Here is a 17,619-nt window from a genome sequence, read left to right on the forward strand (position 1 = left end):
TATATTTAGGGAAAAATAAAAACACCTCAAATACATATTTGAGGTGCGTCAATTTTAATAATAGAAATCAATATCTTTACTAAAACAACTCAACCCCGTAGTCTGCTAATTTTCGGTTAGCAGGTAGAAACTTTCGGACCTTATTTCCGATGATATACGAGAATATTTTATGATATAAAGAGATTATAGCATAGAATAATGCTTTAGTATATTATTAAATTAAACTATTATTAGAATTAATTACAATAGTATTAATTTTTTATTTTTTAGCTAAAGACTTAACTTCTAAATCCTTTAAATCTGTTAATATGCCAATAAATTCTTTACACTCTCTGATTGGATCAAAAACTGAATCTTCAAGTATTTTAAAAATATTTTCATATAAGTTCATTGTTAATGGTTTTTCTTTACGTTCAATTTCATTAAAGCACCAAATATTATTTAGATTTCCAAAGTCATTAACATCATCTTTCTTTATGCAGTCTACCATTATTTTTAAGGTTTCTATAGCTTTACTATTTTTATTAGCTTGTAAGTATGTTCTTGCCAAATAAAAATATTCCATCCATAATTTTAAAGTCCCATCTCCATCAGGGGATAATACTTTTTTAAAATCTATTGCTAGCTTATGATATCTTTCTACCATATCAAAATCTTTTTCATATCTTCCATATGAAGTGGCCAAATTCATACAAATAAGAGGTATCTCATAAATATATTTATGTAATTTGCTTTGAAGCAAGTTTCTAGCTTCTTTAAATTTATTTTGTTTAATATATATGGTTGCAAGTATATCATTGGGATCACATTGGCTTTTATGGATTTTATTTAAAGAATCTATTGCCTTATCATCTTCATCAACTTGTGAATACAAGGCACCCAATGCAAATAATGCACATTCTACAAGCTCAGTATCTGTACAATTTGACGCTACATCTTCAAATAATTTAATAATATATGTCAGCATATCCATAGTTTTTTCTTCATCATTAGCTTTCCATGAATAAGCAAAAAATAAATGAGCTATTTTATCTTTTAAATAATAACTACTTGGATATTCTAAAATATAGTTTTTACTTTTTTCAATAGCTAAATCAAAATTGTCTGCACTATTAAAAAGCTTCTCACATTCACTAAAGATTTTTTTAACTTCTTCATCGGATAGTTCAATTTCAAAGTTTAATAATTTATCTATAGTTACATTAAAAAACTTTGCTAATACTGGTAACAGCGTTATATCCGGATATGAAACCCCATTTTCCCATTTTGAAACAGCAGCCATAGAAACTCCTATAAAATTAGCTAGTTGCTCTTGCGTAATAGCTCTTCCTTTTCTTAATTTACATATCACTTCACCAATTTGTAATCTTTCCATATTCATACGCTCCATTAAATGTATTATAAGATCTTATCTATTAAGTATACATTGCAGCATTTAAAATACCAATGGATGTGTAGTTGAATATAATAAATAAAACTTAACTACAGGTTAAGTTCTATTTAGGATGAAATTTATTTTTAAAAAACTCCACAGATTATTGTTGTGGAGTTTTAACCTTTTATCAAAATTAAAATAGCGTATCAGTTAAATTTCAATTAGGAAAATTTATATTATGCATTCTCTTTTCTATTCCTAATAACTATTTCTCCCTTAATACCATCAAGTTCTACCTCATCACTATTATTTAATATTTTACATGCATTTTCTACATTATATATACATGGAATATTAACTTCTCTTAATATAATTCCCAAATGCTCAAAAGGTGAGCCCTGTTCTACTATTACACCTTTTACTTTATCTAATACAGGAAAAATATCCCCACAACGGGTATAAGGTATTACTAATATACAATCTTCATTAATTAAATTAGGTATACCTAAACATACTTTTCCTATAACTTTTTTCCTTAGGCCTGGAATGCCTTTTAATATAGAATTAGTACCCTCATCTAAAGCTACCTCTTTATTATCAAAATCTTTCTGTGAAGTAGGCTCTTTTCCTATATATTCAGGTGGTAATAGTTGTTTTTGTTTCTCATATATATTCTTTCTCTCTTCTATTACATGGACAAAATTTGAGTTGTATAGCAACCCTGACTTAATTTCATCTAATTTTAAGAAGTATATATCTTCTTTATCAACTATTAGATTATTGTCTTTCAATATTTTTGAAGCAGATGATATGGCTAAACTTAAATATACATTAGATTTTCGTTCAAAATAACAATGATGATTATCTCTTGATAGGTAAGATTTTTCTGCTAACATGAGCTTTTTTAAGAAATCTTCTTTTTCATCTTCAGCTAATTTTTCTAAAAATAAGTTTTTAACCAATTGTTTATTTTGCTGACTTTTATTAATGGACTCTATATAAGTACTTGAATCTACTCCAAGATATCCTCTAACATAATTTAATACCGTTGAAGGCTTTTCCATTATAGATGGTTCTATTCGTGTGCTTATTGTATTGCAATCAAGCTGTAACATGCCATACTCTTTTACATAATCATCCATTAACACTAAAATTTCCTTAGCTTCAGGAATAATTTTCAGGTGCTCATATATAATTTCATCGTATCTAACTTCATCAAATAGCTTTTTAACTTTATCCTTTGAGTTAATAATTGAAGCCATTAATATGTAATACTCTCTTTCTCTAGCCAATAAACTTTTCTCAAATACTAAATCATAAAAATCCTCTTGACTTAAATCTTTAATAATCTCCCTGCAGTAGCCTTCAAATTCTTTTACATATTCGCATCCATAAGCAGCTTTCCAATGATTTTTAGCAGTAAAATTCATATATTCTAAACTTTTATCTAAAAATTTACTTACTTCTCTAGGCAAAATATCATCTCTTACATAGGAATCAAGTGAACTTGTTAATTTCAACATTTTAGGCAAAAAAATATCTTCAAAAATATTTTTTTCACATTTAGTTAATTCATCTACTTCATATTTAAATAAACTTCTTTTCTCCTCTGCATTACTTACTTCTTTATCTCTATAATATGAATACCCATTTTGTAGAATAATAACAGGATACCCAAATTCATGACCTACAGAATATGCATTCTCTTTAAACCCACAAACTTCATGTTCCATTAGTTCGCACATTAATGGAAAAAAAGGCTTATCATCTTCAAGAAACCAAGTATATTTTTCATCCTCTGGGTTACTCCAGTTTATGGGAAATTCTTTTATTCTAAAAGTAGTAATAGGCCTTACTTGAAGTACATATAATTCTCCTTCAGTTATAGTCCATTCAACATCTACTTTTTCTTTCATAAATTTTTCTATATTTAAAGTAGTTTCATATAAATTTTCTATATATTCTAAAGGCAATATATTAGTATTTTCCGGTATTTTTTTCTCTACTATTGAACCATCTTTTTTTCTTATAGAATACAAACTAGAAGGTATTTTTCCACTTACAAAATCATCACATATACTATTTACTGCATTGATATGCATAAAATTTTCATTCATATCTATTGTCTCTACAGAAAAGTTTACTCCTGAATAATCACCGACTATAAATTCTTGTACTATTATTCCCATCTTTAAAAGCTCAATTTTAAGGTTATTTTTTATAATGTAAGCTAATACCTCATTAGTGAAAGCTGATAAATAACACTTTTTTATAGCCATTCTTACATCTTCAAAGGAATTTAATTCTATAAATGACTCAAACATTCCAGCCATGCTGTGCATCTTACTATCTTCACACAATGAAGAAGATCGAACTACGTATTTTGCATTTAGTTTATTTTTACTAATATTATTAAATAATTCTTCTAATTTATTTTCTATATTTATTGGGAAATTTCCCTTAAGTATAAGTTGTGATATTTTATCGTTATTAGCTAAACATTGCTCCATTTGAAAGGGAATGTTATTATATCTTAAATATTCAATGAATACCTCATTAGATATCGCAAAACCTTCTGGCACTTTAAATTTATTATTTTTTAGTTCTCCTAAAACACATGCTTTTTGTCCATATTTTTCATTGTCACTTAATGATAGCTTTTCTAATAACTTAAACATTTTATCACTCCTTTTCAATACTACATTAATAAACTTTCTATCCATTTATAACATTCTTCTAATTCTTCATCAGTTATCTTATCTGAACAATGTTCAAATACAAATTTACAGGTATTATTATTCTCCTTAACTATTTTCATATATCTTTCTATATCTGCCCATCCTTCGTAAGGTTTTTGACAAGGTAAAATAGGAAAGTGACTATATTCTAGATTAGTTGAAACTTTTACATTCCATAAGTGTATTACTTCTGCATATTTTACAAATCTTTTCACGAATCCATAGGAATCAAAATTATTATCGAGTTTTTCTTGAAGATGAAGTCTACCTATATCTAAACAAAGCTTTATATTGCTATACTGCTTCAATAATTCTTCTAATAGATTTGTATTATAAATATATGAATTTACAGCATCTAACTCTAATATCACTGAAATATTTGATTCCTTAGCTTTATTTGATATCCATTTAAAAAAATCTCTACTTCTTTCTTCAAATCCATTATAAGAATATTCTGACTCATAATAGTACTCTGATTTATCTGCAAACCTCCAATTTGTCCAATCCACCCTATCATCTAAAATTACTGGCTTAGGATAATGTAAAAGTACATAATTTGGATTAAATTTACTTGCAAATTTAAACTCTTTATCAATAAATTCAAATGATTCCATACGTTGTTTTTCATCTTTTGATAAGTATTGAGGATCTCTAAATCTCCATTGATTTGCTCTTAGTGGAAAATGTATTCCTAATTTAAGATTATCGCTTTGAAGCACCTCAAGTAAATTAAATATTTTCTCCTCACTTTCATATTGACAAGCTTGTACCCCAAGAAATCCTTCTCTTAAATCACGGTTATATCTAACCTCATCAAATCTCCCAAACATATCAATCATAAATCTATTAGTTATTGTAGACATCTATACAGCTCCCCTTTCATTTAATAAATTCTGTATAATTCATCTTTTTATATTGTTGCATTTAATAAATGTCCTTTAATTATACTTGTCCCTACAATTTATTACAATATTTTAAATAATTTACTTTTAGAATTTTTCTAGGGACGGTTCATTTTAAATACTTGTATTTTATATATTATCCTTAATGTTTAAGTGACGGTTCATAATAAATATTAAAATACCTATATCATATTTTTAATTAACCGCCTCTAATATATAAATATATATTGAGAAAATAATATTAATGATTTATAAAATTTTCTCTTGACAAGTTCTATAAATGTGTATAAAATTAACTTTAAAATTAAATAAAAGATTAATCTTATCAAGAGTGGTTGAGGGACTGGCCCGATGAAACCCGGCAACAGCTAGTTTAAATCGTTAAACTAGAAATGTGCTAATTCCTGCAGGAAATATCCTGAAAGATAAGAAGCGAAGTGGACTATTTAAATTAATAGTCTGTTTATTAGACATATAACTGCTTCTTATCGAAAGATTTGAGCAGTTTTTTTATTTTTAAAAATGCTTAATAAATTACATTATTAAACTGATAATGTATTAAATTCATTATAAATAGATTTAGGGGGAGAAAATATAATGAGAAATAATTTGAATCTTAACAAGGGAACAATATGTGTCCAAGGAGGATACAGTCCAAAATCAGGAGAACCAAGAATTTTACCAATATACCAGAGCACAACATATAAGTATGATGATCCAGATGAAGTAGCTGCATTATTTAATTTAAAGGCAGAAGGGCATATGTATTCAAGAATAAGTAATCCAACTGTAGCCGCCTTTGAAGAAAAAATTAATGAATTGGAAGGTGGAGTTGGTGCTCTTTCAGTAGCATCAGGGCAGAGTGCAGTAGTACTATCTATACTAAATGTTTGTAAAAATGGTGATCATATTGTGGCTGCCTCAACACTTTATGGCGGCACATTTTCACTATTCTCGACGACCTTAAAAAGGTTTGGAATTAATGTAACCTTTGTGAATCCTGATTCTAGTGAAGAGGAACTACTTAATTGCTTTAATGACAGCACTAGAGCAATCTTTGGAGAAACTATAGGAAATCCAGGATTAAATATATTGGACTTTGAAAAGTTCTCTAAAGTTGCGAAGAAAAGAGGGGTACCATTTATTGTGGACAACACCCTAGCAACACCATATTTATGTAATCCTCTTAAACATGGAGCAAATATAGTTATTCATTCCACAACAAAATATATTGATGGCCATGCAACTAGCATAGGAGGAATTATAGTAGATGGAGGAAATTTCAACTGGGAAAATGGAAAATATAATGACTTTACAGAGTCAGATTCAAGCTATCATGGAATTAAGTATGCGGAAACTTTTCAAAATGCCGCCTATATAGTAAAAGCTCGTGTTCAATTATTAAGAGATTTAGGACCATGCACCAGCCCTTTTAATGCATTCTTACTTAATCTAGGAGTTGAAACTCTTCATTTAAGAATGGAAAGACACAGCTATAATGCTTTAAAATTAGGAGAATTCTTAGAAAAACATGAGAAGGTCAATTGGGTAAAGTATCCTCTTCTTGAAAGTCATGATAGTTATCTTTTAGCTAAAAAATATTTACCTAAAGGAGCTAGTGGTATTTTAACCTTTGGAGTGAAAGGAGGAATTGAGGCTGGAAAGCAGTTTATTAGAAATTTAAAATTGGCCACTCTAGTGGTGCATTTAGGAGATGCTAGAACTACAGTAATCCACCCAGCAAGTACAACTCATAGGCAGCTTAATGAAAAAGAACAGTTAGCTTCAGGGGTTACATCGGATTTAATAAGAATTTCTGTAGGAATTGAAGATATTGAAGACATTATAAAGGACTTTGATGAAGCACTAAAAAAATTAGATTAAAATTAATCTGAATAATTAGATTTTCTTATCTACGGTTGAGAAAACCTTTTGTTATAATAAATGATTTTTTGCAATTTTCCTTTGGCATAATTAAATAAAGATAGAATCTAAAAATAGTGAAATAAAAGTGTGTAAATTATATTTTAAGGGACGGTTCATTTTAAATGCTTGTATTATATATTATACTTAATGTTTAAAGAACGGTTCATAATAAATATTTAAATACTTACCTCATATTTTTAATGAACCGTCCCCAATTTTCCAAAAATATATTATTTTAAATATCAATTTTAAAAATTTTCTTCGTATTTTTATTTGTTTGAATCTCTACTTTTTCAAAAGGTATTTTTCTTAATTGCGCAATTGTACCTGCAACATATCTTACGTAAGAAGGCTGATTTCTTTTTCGACCAAGATCTGAAGGTGTTAAATAAGGTGAATCTGTTTCAATTAACAAATATTCAAGAGGTATCTCTTTTGCTACCTCTTGAAGTTTTTTAGCACTTCTATAAGTAACAGGACCTGCTATAGATATATAAAATCCCATATCAATATATTTTTTTGCAAGTTCTAGATCTCCAGAGTAACAATGTAGTACTCCAGTTAAATTACCGTCCTGTTCCTTCTTTAAAATATTATAAGTGTCAATATTTGCATCACGATCATGAACTACTACAGGCAATGCCAATTCCTTTGCCAACCTTATTTGCTCTATAAACCATTTCTTTTGAACTTCTTTCTGATAATTTTTATAATGATAATCCAATCCGCATTCACCTATAGCTATTACTTTACTATGTCCTGCTAAATTTCTTAAAGTTTCAATTGAATCACAATCCATTTCATCTGAATTATTCGGATGAACACCAATAGTAGCATATAAATTGTCATATTCGGCTGCCAGTGAAACTGCCTCAATTGAACTTTCAATGGACGCTCCTGGTAATATTACTAGTTCAATACCATCATCCTTCAAATCTCTAATAATTTTATCTCTATCTCTATCGAATCTTTCTGAATATAAATGTGCATGGCTGTCTATAAGCATTCTTATTCCTCCCTATATTTTTTATCTAACCTAATCCTAAGAAACTTTTAAGAAATAATCAATAAATATATCCTTTAAATTCATTATAAATAACAATGACTGACACCGTTATGTCATCCATTATTTTTAATTTAAATTTAAGAGACGGTTCATTTTTATTCTTATAAAATGCTATAATACCATTTAATTTCTGAAATCTCTAGGAAATATAAAAAAGTTATGTTAAAAATAATGGTTTTACATAACTTCTTATTTTTTATTAGTCTTACATGAAATTTGCTATACGGATTAATACTAATAATAATATAATTTTTATTAGTATTAATTTTAGTAATATGATACTATTAATTGATTTAAATAAATAAAAATATAACTTAATGATGAAAGGTAAAAAAATAATGAGTTTTAAAAATTTAGGAATCAGTGAAAATATAATAACTGTATTAAAAAATTCAGGCATTAATAAGCCAACAGCAATTCAAGAAGAAAGCATTGCATTTATTAAAGAAGGTAGAGATGTTATAGCAGAAGCGCAAACTGGTACAGGGAAAACCCTTGCTTTTCTACTTCCTATCTTTGAAAATATATCGCCTAATATAGATGCAGTTCAAGCCTTGATTGTGTCTCCTACAAGAGAACTAGCTATTCAAATAACTGAGGAAGCCATGAAGCTTAAAGCTGCTAAAGATATAAATATTTTAGCAGCATATGGCGGAAAAGATATAGGAGCACAACTTAAGAAATTAAAAGGAAATATCCATCTAATCATTGCAACTCCTGGTAGACTTTTAGATCATATTAAAAGAAAAACAGTAAATCTTAGCAAATTGAAAACCTTGGTATTAGATGAAGCAGATCAGATGCTATTTATGGGATTCAAAAATGAAGTTGAAGCTATCATAAAGGAAACCCCTAAAAAGCGCCAAACCCTTTGTTTTTCTGCAACTATGGATTCTCAAGTTAAAAAATTGGCCTATAGGTATATGAATGATCCTTTAATGGTTGCTATAAGAAAAGAAACAGTTACACTTAATAACATTAAACAATTTGTAGTAGAAACCACAGATAGAAAAAAACAAGATGCACTATGTGCAGTTTTAAAAGAAGATAATCCATTTATGGCTATCATATTTTGCAGAACTAAGCGAAGGGCTGATGATCTTGAAATAGCACTTCATAGACGTGGATTTAAATGTGAAAAGTTACATGGTGATTTAATTCAATCAAAACGTGAAAGAATAATGAAATCTTTTCGAAATGCAGATATTCAGTACTTAATAGCTACAGATGTTGCAGCTAGAGGATTAGATGTGAGTGGAGTTACTCATATATATAATTATGATATTCCAGAAAATGCTGAAGGTTATATACACCGTATTGGTAGAACTGGAAGAGCTGGTGAAGAAGGATACACTTGTCTATTTATAGATCCAAAAAATGAAAAGACCTTAGAGGAAATAGAAAGAGCAATAAAATTTAAGATACCCAGAAGAGAAATAAACATATAAATTCATTTATACAAAGAGCCCTTATAAAATTAGGGCTCTAACTGTGTTTAATCTTTATTTTCATTACACATTCTACATCCATTGAATAATAACTATAAATAAATTTATATAATAAAAGCAATTTTATTTATAATTTAATAAAAAGATTTTTTTATACTTATCACTAAAACTTTTCAGAACTCACATTCTTATTAGAAGATTTTAATATACGAAAATTTGCGAACCTCATTAACTAAAAATAAATGCATAGTAATTATCTTTCTATATACATTTTTATTTTACTTATACGTTTATCAAGAACTTCTTCTACTTTAAATGATAAATTTTCATACTCAACTAATTTTTCTTCATCTGTTTCAGGTATGCCACCTATTATATTTAATAAAAATCCACCAATTGTGTCAAAATCCTCACATTCAAGATCTACATCAAAATAACTATTAAAATCATTTAGAGAAAGAAGCCCATTGATAAGAAACGTATTGTCATCTATTTTTTCAATAAGTAATTCTAATTCATCATACTCATCATTGATTTCTCCCATAACTTCCTCAATTAAATCTTCTATTGTTACTATACCTGAAAATCCGCCATATTCATCAATTAAAACAGCCATATGAATTTTTTTTGCCTGCAATTCCTTAAACAAATCATCAATAGGCTTGTTTTCTATTACAAAATATGGCTTACGAAGTATTGGCCTTATTTCTATATTTTCAAACCCTTTTATTTTTGCTTCCGCAAGCATATCTCTCATATATAGAATACCTATAATATTATCTGGATTTTCTTCATATACAGGTACTCTTGAATAATTTTCTTTTAATAATTTATCTAAAGCTTCCATTATAGGAGTATTTATATTCAACAAGAATGTTTCTGTTCTAGGTTTCATTACCTCTTTAGCTAACGTGTCATCAAATTCAATGATGCTATTTATCATTTCACTTTCTGTTTCGTTAAAAACACCATGTTCTCTTCCTACATGAACTAATGATTTTAGTTCCTCTCTTGATATCTTTTCATCCAAATCTTCTGTACTCAATCCTGACAGTTTTACAAGCACATTTGTCGATAAGGAAAGTAGTTTTACAAATGGTGCAGTGATTTTTGAAACAATTAATATAGGCTTTATAGAAAGCATTGCAATTGTTTCTGATTTTTGTAATGCAATTCTTTTTGGATACAATTCTCCAAAAACTAAAGTTAAATATGCTATTATTATTGTAGTTGATATTAATGATATTTGATTAACGTACGGAATATTAAATTGCGATAAATATCTCCTTAAATAACTAGATATTCCTATAGCGGCAGAAGCACTTGAGAAAAATCCTGCTAATGTAATGCCTACCTGTATCGTTGCTAATAATTTGCTGGGCTCTTCATTTAATTTTTCTAGCAATTGTGCTTTCTTATTTCCTTCTTCTGCTAATATTTTAATTCTATTTTTATTCATAGATACTATTGCCATTTCTGCAGAAGAAAAAAATGCATTTATTAAAGTTAATATTACCACAAGAATAATTTGAAAAATAATATTACTAGATCCAAGACCACCTTCCAATTATAATCTCTCCTCTATTTATGTAATATAAAGCATTATATAAATGTTTATATACTTTTATTTTAACTCTTCTCATTATAAAATTAATACTATATAAACTATAATATACCCACTATCACTATATGAAATACAAACTATCACTTATCTATTTATTCACATCATCTAATTTCCATGCATTAGATATTAACTATAAATAAAAGCTCACTATTAAAAATAAGCCTTTATTTTATCTTCATAATTTCAATTGTATAAACCTAATTAATATAAAAAAATTTAATATTAATTTTTCTAAAAAGCTATAAATTTCTACCCATAGCTTTTTTGTGCCAAATCATAATTATAAAATAAAGTTATTATTTTATAGCTATACTAGTTGCTGTTATTTCATTTTCATGAGGCGCTGATACTATTTTTGAAGTCACATCAAAATATTTTTAATATTTTCTTCTGTGATTATATTTTTGTTTATCCTACTAAATAATCATTTTTTCCCCAAAATAATGTTTTATCAGATATTTTTAAAACATCTTCAGGATTATGCATATTAATATCTAAGGGACGGTTCATTTTTATTTCTAAAATTAAAAGCTTAATTTAGAGTATAATTATGAACCGTCCCTTAGATAGAAATTAAAATTCTTGCTTATTTTAATTAATCACATATATTTAGATTTGTTATTACCTTAGGCTTCATCAAAGTTTTATCATAATATTCTAGGCTTGTCCTATTTCTCGTAACCATAATAATATACTATATAAAAATATTTTTTTATATTAACATGCTATTTTCTGAAGATTAACTTCTACTAATTCATCTAACATAGTTTGATAAAACCTATCTTTAATTATTAGTTCTACTCCGTATTTGCAAAGCACAGATACATTAGATTGTGTTATATTTTCTAATGTTTTACATATCTCTTTTTGACTTTTACCACCAAACTGAGTTAAAAACACTACATATATAGCCTTTGCTTCCCTACTTTTTCTTCTATGTTTTAATTTTAACTCTACATGCCCAATGCCTGTCTTCTCACAGACAAAGTTGCCTATTTCCCTTTCCGAACAATTTCTAAGTAAAATAACTTTCTCGCTTCTGTATTCTGATTTATCATTTTCAAATTCCATTTCTTTAAGCTTTTCCTTTTCTACATTAAACATAGTTTTATAGTAATTCTCTCTTGCTCTTCTTTTTCTCCTGCCAAAAAAGCTCATTATATATTCTTCATTACAAAGATTAAATCTATTTTTTTCTAGACCCAGATATAATGATAAACTTGAATATGTATATTCTTCTGGCTTTTCTTTGTATTCTTTTATATCTACTGGATTTCTATGTATATATTTAGAAACTTCTATTAAGTATGCATCACTATTTATAGGTTTGCTTTTATATCTATCTCTAAATACCGGTCCTTTATGTTTCTTACACTTCCTAAGATATCCTCCATATCTTAAGTTGAATTTTTTCATCATTTTACTTAAATCTCCACCATTAATATCTATCAAAAAATGGGTATGAGTATCCATTAAACAATAAACATAAACTTTAAAGTTTTCTTCAATCTGCAATTTTTTTAAGATCTGAAGCATTTTTTCTTTATCTTCATCATCGTAAAATAAAGGTTTATCAGGAAAACTTCTAGTCATAATATGATATATTCCATTTTCACTTAATACTCTAGCTACTCTAGCCACCTTAACTCCTCCAATCATCATATTTTTTATAATTATTGCCATTCCTTAAAGCCTTAAACAAAATTATCATATGATAATTAGAAAGTTTGGATATGATATTTTAATGAACCGTCCCTTAATCGAAACTTAGCTGATTAGATGTTTTTATTCTCTACTATTATGTGTTATTAAGTCTTCAGCATATGGAAAATAGTTAAGAAATGATTCTACAATTTCATCATGCTTTGATATGAACAAAACAAGCGATGAATCCCAAGGTACTATTTCTATTTCGGCAAGAGGATGTTGCATATTAATATTTTAAACGCAAAAATCAGGATTTCCATCTGCATACGGCAAATAGTACTTCAAAACATCATTCAAGGTAACATCCTTAGAGAAGGCAGAAAAAACTCCCCATATAAATTGTATTTCATTTTCACATACAATTCTCCGTAAATCCCTTCCAGAAATCCAAACATACTCCTTATTATAAGGCATCATTTCATCTGGATAATCGCTGCATTCATAATCTGTAATTAGCCAATTATAATTCAATTGCATATTATTAAATGCTAAAAAAATTTCGTCCATATAAGTACACTCTCCAAGTATCGCCCCTCTTATTTTAATTTCCTCCTATTCTAAAATATAAAATAGCTATATTGATTTCTGTAGCTATAACACAAAAATATATTATTAATATTGAATGGAGGGCTCATTTTTACTCTTATATAGAATATTATATAAGAGTAAAAATGAACCGTCCCTTAGTGTAAGTCATTTATAAGCCCAATAAATTTCTCTGCTGCGGTGGATGTAGAAATATCTTTTTTAGTTACTATTCCTAAATTTCTTTCAGGGATTTTTTCTTTAACAGGCACTTCATATAGTTGTTTTTCTTCTAACTCATTTTGAATATAATCCTTTATAACACAAGAAACCCCTAAGCCTCTTCTTGCAAATTCAATCAATAATTCCATGTTGCTTAACTCTATCTCTGGCGATGCAACTAAAGAATTCGAGCTAAAATATTTATCAATATAGTCTCTTGAATTGCCACCATCTTCTAGTAAAATAATAGGATAATTATTCGTAAGTTCCTTTAAAGTTATTTGTTTTTTACAAATATGCTTATATTTTTCACCTACTACGAAACAATCTTGTGTTTTAAATGTTTTTATAATATTAAGTGAATCTTTTTTATTGATATTCATATTTATAATTCCAAGATCTATTTCTCCTGATTCTAACAATTCAACTATTTTACTTGTAGACTTATCTGTAATATAAATTTTTATATTAGGAAACTCTTCCTTATATTTTTCTAGATAATTCATTAAGTGATATTTGCATACTGTACTACAAACTGCTATTCTTAATTGACCTAAATTAAGGTTTTTAAGCTCCATAAACTTTCTTTCTGCTGTCTGCATAAACCCATAGCCCTGCTCTATATATTTGAATAAAACTTCACCCTCTATTGTAAGCGAAACTCCTTTTGGAGTTCTATAGAATACTTGTCCTCCTAATTTTTCTTCTAACAATTTTATAGAATGGCTAACAGCTGGCTGGGATGTAAAAAGTTCTCTTGCCGCCTTAGATATACTACCTAACTTAGCTGTGATGTAAAAAATTCTATAAAGTTCAAGATTAATATACATATAAAATTTTAGTATACCGCCTATATTAAATATCAATTTTATTTATATCTACAAATTAATTATAATTAATTTATAAAATTAATCAAATAATAAAGATATGGAGGTTATGCTGTGAGATTTATATATTACTTTCTAGCGCTAATATCAGGTTTCGCCTTGACATTACAGGCAGGTATAAATGCAGAACTTCGGTCAAAAATAGGAAGTCCTATACTTTCATCTCTTATTAGCTTTGCTGCAGGAACTATAGCACTTATTATAATATTCTCCTTTACTGTATTAAGTGGCTCCAGTTCACAACAAAATTTTATTAACATTAAAAATACAAGTTGGTGGATGTTTACAGGAGGATTATTAGGAGCATTTTATATATTTACTAACATATTTACTTCTCCTAAAATTGGATTTGCTAATATGTTTAGCCTTGTTATATGTGGCCAAATAATTCTTGCTGTCATATTTGATCATTTTGGATTGCTTGGTAATCCAATTCATACAATAAATCCATTAAGAATTTTAGGAATTATTGTATTAGTTTTAGGTGTTTATATTATTCAAACTCATTAATTATAATTAATATTTGTCTCTTAGCTAATAACCTATGAGCAATAATCAAGATAATCTTTTAACATTATAAATTTTAACTAAAAATACTGGAGGTAATATCAATGAAGAGAATATGCGTTTATTCTGGCTCTAACTTAGGCTTACGCCCTGAATACAAAGAAAGTGCTAGATTATTGGGGAAAATATTAGTAGAAAATGAAATTGAATTGGTATATGGTGGTTCAAAAATAGGACTTATGGGTGAAGTATCAAGTGAAGTTTTAGAAAATAACGGAAAGGCTATAGGAGTTATGCCTAAAGCTCTTTTTTCTGGCGAAATGGTTCATCGAAATTTAACCAAACTTATTGAAGTTGAAAATATGCATCAAAGAAAACAAACTATGTCTGATCTTTCTGATGGTTTTATAGCTCTTCCAGGTGGTCTTGGTACCTTCGAAGAATTTTTTGAAATACTAAGTTGGGCCCAACTTGGTATTCATAAAAAGCCTATTGGTATATTAAATATTTCAAATTTCTTTGATCCTCTTTTAAATATGCTTGAAAAGACCTATAATGAAGGCTTTATGAATAAGTCAAATATGAAGCTTATTTTAGTTGCAGATAATCCTGAATCATTGATAGATAAAATGAAAGCCTATACTCCACCTACAATGGAAAATAAATGGTATCAGTTATGTCCTAAACAATAAATTAAAGGGATGGTTCATTTTTATTCTTATAAAGTAATATAATTTATAGAATATATTATGAACCGTCCCTATTAAGGGAAGTTAGTTAACAATATTAAGGGAAGTTAGTTAACAATATATATATTTCTTTTATCTACAAATAATTTAAACTATTTATTTTTAAGCTAATACTGAATTAATTCCACCATTATTTTTTATACCACCTATTGATTCATTAATTTCATTTTTGCAATCTGTATAACCTTCTTTTGCTGCCTGCGTCACTTCGTTAACACCTTTGCTAACTGTATCTTTGATATCAGATGCAGACTGTTTTAAAGTATTAGATATACTTATACTTGTCTCTTTTACTTCAGTCGCTATAGTTTTTGCAGTAGAAATTACCTCTTTGCTAACTGATACTATATCTTTTTTAATTGTGCTAATAGTAGACATTGAATCTTTAATATTATTTACAGTATTTTCATAATTTTTTTCAATATCTTTATAAGCTGTTGAAATAGTATTTGGTATTTTCTTTATAGGCTCTTTTACAGAATCTATTCCAATCTTTATAATACCTACAGTTTCTACTGCTTTTTTTATAATTCCACTATTAGGATCACTTGTTACAGCTTTGATACTAGCTACTGAAAGTTCAACTTTACCTGCTACATTCACAACATCTTCACTTACAGATACTGTTGTTTTTACTGTCGTATTAATGATAGCTGTAACAGAATTCTTAACCTCTTCAGCTGCTTGTTTTAATCCCGGCGCAGTGGTTGTAACTTGTTTAACTGTACTAGCTATTTGTGAGGCAGTTTTTGTTATTTTATTAGTTACTGATTCAGAAACCTTTTTTATATTTTCGCTTACTGCATTTGATGTTTCTCTAACAATTTTTGAAACTGAAGTTGCTGTGTTTTTAACACTTTCACTTATAGACACTGCTGTTTTCTTAACATTATTTGCTACTGATGTTGTTACATTTTTTACAGTATTTGCAGCTACAGAAAGCGATTCTGACATTGATTTAAAGAATTTACCTACAGAACTTTTAGTTGTTTTTTTCTCCGTAGGCACAATTTCCGTAGTATTACTAAAGTCTTTAACCATTGGCATCAGCATAATATTATAAATAACTCACTTTATATTAAATTTAACTAATAGGTCAGTTGCCCTTGTGATGAATATGAATTTGCCTCCAGTAAATTAAATTGATCTTCTAAAATAAACTCTCCATCTATGAATAATTTCATTGTCCAAGTTCCATAATGATACTTGCATGTCTCATCTTCTAAATCCATCCAAAACCACATCATTATTGGATCGTTATTTTCTTGTGATGTAAATAAGTTATTTTCTGTAATTTGAAATAGCTCTCCTTTTGGTGTATACCATGCTGTTGTTACCGCGTGTAGTCCTGTGACATTAGTAAATTGGAATCTTGCCACTATTTTTTTATCTAGTATCATATTAAAATTCTTCTTATTAGCGACAAATTCTTTTTCATGAATGTTAGAAGTTATATTGTATTTCTCTATATGGGTTGTGTACTGAGTGTTATTATAAAGTCGTTGATCTTGTTCATTAATTATAATTACTGACCAAAGTTCCTCATTATCATCTGGTAAATATACATTAGCTGTTGGATCATTAAGTCTTAATTCTCCATTAATAAAAAATTTATAATAATGTTCACCTGGTGGAAGAACACATTTAAAACTCCATTTATTATTTTCATTTAACATCTGCCCTTTAATAGGATCATAATTATTAAAATCTCCTATTACGGATATTGTGTTAATAGCTAAGTATTCCTTTTCCTCATATTCAAAAATTATTTCCATAATACCCTCCTAAATAAATTTCATTAGTTAGATTTAGAGTTTATACATAAATATAAAAGCCTTTAAAATTGGACTTTTTTATCATAAATTACAATCTAGTATTAACTAATATAAAATGGTTTTTTATACTGCTTATCTAGGAAAAGAGTAACCTTTATACTAAATATT

14 protein-coding genes and 2 riboswitches are annotated in these 17,619 nt (G+C 27.8%); of the genes, 4 read left to right on the plus strand and 10 right to left on the minus strand.

The features are described from left to right. Window positions 1-78: 78 nt before the first annotated feature. Window positions 79-180, minus strand: a riboswitch (purine riboswitch). Window positions 181-259: 79 nt separating this feature from the next. The 3 genes from B2W91_RS09650 to B2W91_RS09660 all read right to left on the minus strand — a co-directional run bounded on the left by B2W91_RS09650 (window position 260) and on the right by B2W91_RS09660 (window position 4,976). Beyond that, entirely contained in the window at window positions 260-1,375 is a 1,116-nt protein-coding gene (locus B2W91_RS09650) for a helix-turn-helix domain-containing protein (RefSeq protein ID WP_291580357.1), read from the minus strand. A 236-nt stretch (window positions 1,376-1,611) separates the two neighbouring features. After that, complete coding sequence (locus B2W91_RS09655; RefSeq protein ID WP_291580358.1) at window positions 1,612-4,053, minus strand: PEP/pyruvate-binding domain-containing protein; 2,442 nt, start codon at window positions 4,051-4,053, stop codon at window positions 1,612-1,614. Between the two features lie 20 nt (window positions 4,054-4,073). After that, window positions 4,074-4,976 carry a TIM barrel protein gene (locus tag B2W91_RS09660; protein ID WP_291580359.1) on the minus strand — a complete coding sequence of 301 codons (903 nt, stop codon included), beginning with the start codon at window positions 4,974-4,976 and terminating at the stop codon, window positions 4,074-4,076. A 358-nt stretch (window positions 4,977-5,334) separates the two neighbouring features. Further along, a riboswitch (SAM riboswitch) is annotated at window positions 5,335-5,447 on the plus strand. A 165-nt stretch (window positions 5,448-5,612) separates the two neighbouring features. On the opposite strand from B2W91_RS09660, the gene B2W91_RS09665 reads away from it, so the two are divergent. Next, a complete protein-coding gene (locus B2W91_RS09665) occupies window positions 5,613-6,899 on the plus strand; it encodes an O-acetylhomoserine aminocarboxypropyltransferase/cysteine synthase family protein (protein ID WP_291580361.1) in 1,287 nt (428 codons plus the stop codon). Window positions 6,900-7,176: 277 nt separating this feature from the next. On the opposite strand, the gene B2W91_RS09670 is transcribed toward B2W91_RS09665, so the two are convergent. Further along, on the minus strand, window positions 7,177-7,947 hold the full coding sequence (locus tag B2W91_RS09670) for a TatD family hydrolase (RefSeq protein WP_291580362.1): 771 nt from the start codon (window positions 7,945-7,947) through the stop codon (window positions 7,177-7,179). Window positions 7,948-8,345: 398 nt separating this feature from the next. Here B2W91_RS09670 and B2W91_RS09675 point away from each other — a divergent pair, with 398 nt between their 5' ends. Then, complete coding sequence (locus B2W91_RS09675) at window positions 8,346-9,455, plus strand: DEAD/DEAH box helicase (RefSeq protein WP_291580363.1); 1,110 nt, start codon at window positions 8,346-8,348, stop codon at window positions 9,453-9,455. A gap of 253 nt (window positions 9,456-9,708) precedes the next feature. Here the strand turns inward: B2W91_RS09675 and B2W91_RS09680 are convergent, their stop codons facing one another. The 4 genes from B2W91_RS09680 to B2W91_RS09695 all read right to left on the minus strand — a co-directional run bounded on the left by B2W91_RS09680 (window position 9,709) and on the right by B2W91_RS09695 (window position 14,363). Further along, on the minus strand, window positions 9,709-11,022 hold the full coding sequence (locus tag B2W91_RS09680) for a hemolysin family protein (protein ID WP_291580365.1): 1,314 nt from the start codon (window positions 11,020-11,022) through the stop codon (window positions 9,709-9,711). Between the two features lie 774 nt (window positions 11,023-11,796). Further along, a complete protein-coding gene (locus tag B2W91_RS09685) occupies window positions 11,797-12,720 on the minus strand; it encodes a transposase (RefSeq protein ID WP_291580367.1) in 924 nt (307 codons plus the stop codon). Between the two features lie 300 nt (window positions 12,721-13,020). After that, the gene (locus B2W91_RS09690) at window positions 13,021-13,293 is read right to left on the minus strand and encodes a hypothetical protein (protein WP_291580368.1); all 273 of its coding nucleotides are present in this window, start codon (window positions 13,291-13,293) and stop codon (window positions 13,021-13,023) included. 176 nt (window positions 13,294-13,469) lie between these two features. Then, window positions 13,470-14,363 carry a LysR family transcriptional regulator gene (locus B2W91_RS09695; RefSeq protein ID WP_291580443.1) on the minus strand — a complete coding sequence of 298 codons (894 nt, stop codon included), beginning with the start codon at window positions 14,361-14,363 and terminating at the stop codon, window positions 13,470-13,472. A gap of 111 nt (window positions 14,364-14,474) precedes the next feature. Between B2W91_RS09695 and B2W91_RS09700 the strand changes: the two genes are divergently transcribed. Then, window positions 14,475-14,930, plus strand: coding sequence for a DMT family transporter (locus tag B2W91_RS09700; RefSeq protein WP_291580369.1), 456 nt, complete (start codon window positions 14,475-14,477; stop codon window positions 14,928-14,930). Window positions 14,931-15,031: 101 nt separating this feature from the next. Continuing rightward, complete coding sequence (locus B2W91_RS09705; RefSeq protein WP_291580370.1) at window positions 15,032-15,619, plus strand: TIGR00730 family Rossman fold protein; 588 nt, start codon at window positions 15,032-15,034, stop codon at window positions 15,617-15,619. 159 nt (window positions 15,620-15,778) lie between these two features. Here the strand turns inward: B2W91_RS09705 and B2W91_RS09710 are convergent, their stop codons facing one another. Next, a complete protein-coding gene (locus tag B2W91_RS09710) occupies window positions 15,779-16,729 on the minus strand; it encodes a hypothetical protein (RefSeq protein WP_291580371.1) in 951 nt (316 codons plus the stop codon). A gap of 35 nt (window positions 16,730-16,764) precedes the next feature. Then, complete coding sequence (locus B2W91_RS09715) at window positions 16,765-17,451, minus strand: hypothetical protein (RefSeq protein WP_291580372.1); 687 nt, start codon at window positions 17,449-17,451, stop codon at window positions 16,765-16,767. Window positions 17,452-17,619 lie beyond the last annotated feature (168 nt).

Source organism: Clostridium sp. UBA6640 (assembly GCF_002455975.1).
Lineage (GTDB): Bacteria > Bacillota > Clostridia > Clostridiales > Clostridiaceae > Clostridium_J.

Excerpts from the sequence above, each read along its gene's own strand:
- B2W91_RS09675 (WP_291580363.1), top strand. The coding sequence starts at position 8,346 with ATGAGTTTTAAAAATTTAGGAATCAGTGAAAATATAATAACTGTATTA.
- B2W91_RS09665 (WP_291580361.1), top strand. The coding sequence starts at position 5,613 with ATGAGAAATAATTTGAATCTTAACAAGGGAACAATATGTGTCCAAGGA.
- B2W91_RS09690 (WP_291580368.1), bottom strand. The coding sequence starts at position 13,293 with ATGGACGAAATTTTTTTAGCATTTAATAATATGCAATTGAATTATAAT.
- B2W91_RS09650 (WP_291580357.1), bottom strand. The coding sequence starts at position 1,375 with ATGGAAAGATTACAAATTGGTGAAGTGATATGTAAATTAAGAAAAGGA.
- B2W91_RS09695 (WP_291580443.1), bottom strand. The coding sequence starts at position 14,363 with ATGTATATTAATCTTGAACTTTATAGAATTTTTTACATCACAGCTAAG.
- B2W91_RS09710 (WP_291580371.1), bottom strand. The coding sequence starts at position 16,729 with ATGCTGATGCCAATGGTTAAAGACTTTAGTAATACTACGGAAATTGTG.
- B2W91_RS09705 (WP_291580370.1), top strand. The coding sequence starts at position 15,032 with ATGAAGAGAATATGCGTTTATTCTGGCTCTAACTTAGGCTTACGCCCT.
- B2W91_RS09655 (WP_291580358.1), bottom strand. The coding sequence starts at position 4,053 with ATGTTTAAGTTATTAGAAAAGCTATCATTAAGTGACAATGAAAAATAT.
- B2W91_RS09670 (WP_291580362.1), bottom strand. The coding sequence starts at position 7,947 with ATGCTTATAGACAGCCATGCACATTTATATTCAGAAAGATTCGATAGA.
- B2W91_RS09660 (WP_291580359.1), bottom strand. The coding sequence starts at position 4,976 with ATGTCTACAATAACTAATAGATTTATGATTGATATGTTTGGGAGATTT.
- B2W91_RS09715 (WP_291580372.1), bottom strand. The coding sequence starts at position 17,451 with ATGGAAATAATTTTTGAATATGAGGAAAAGGAATACTTAGCTATTAAC.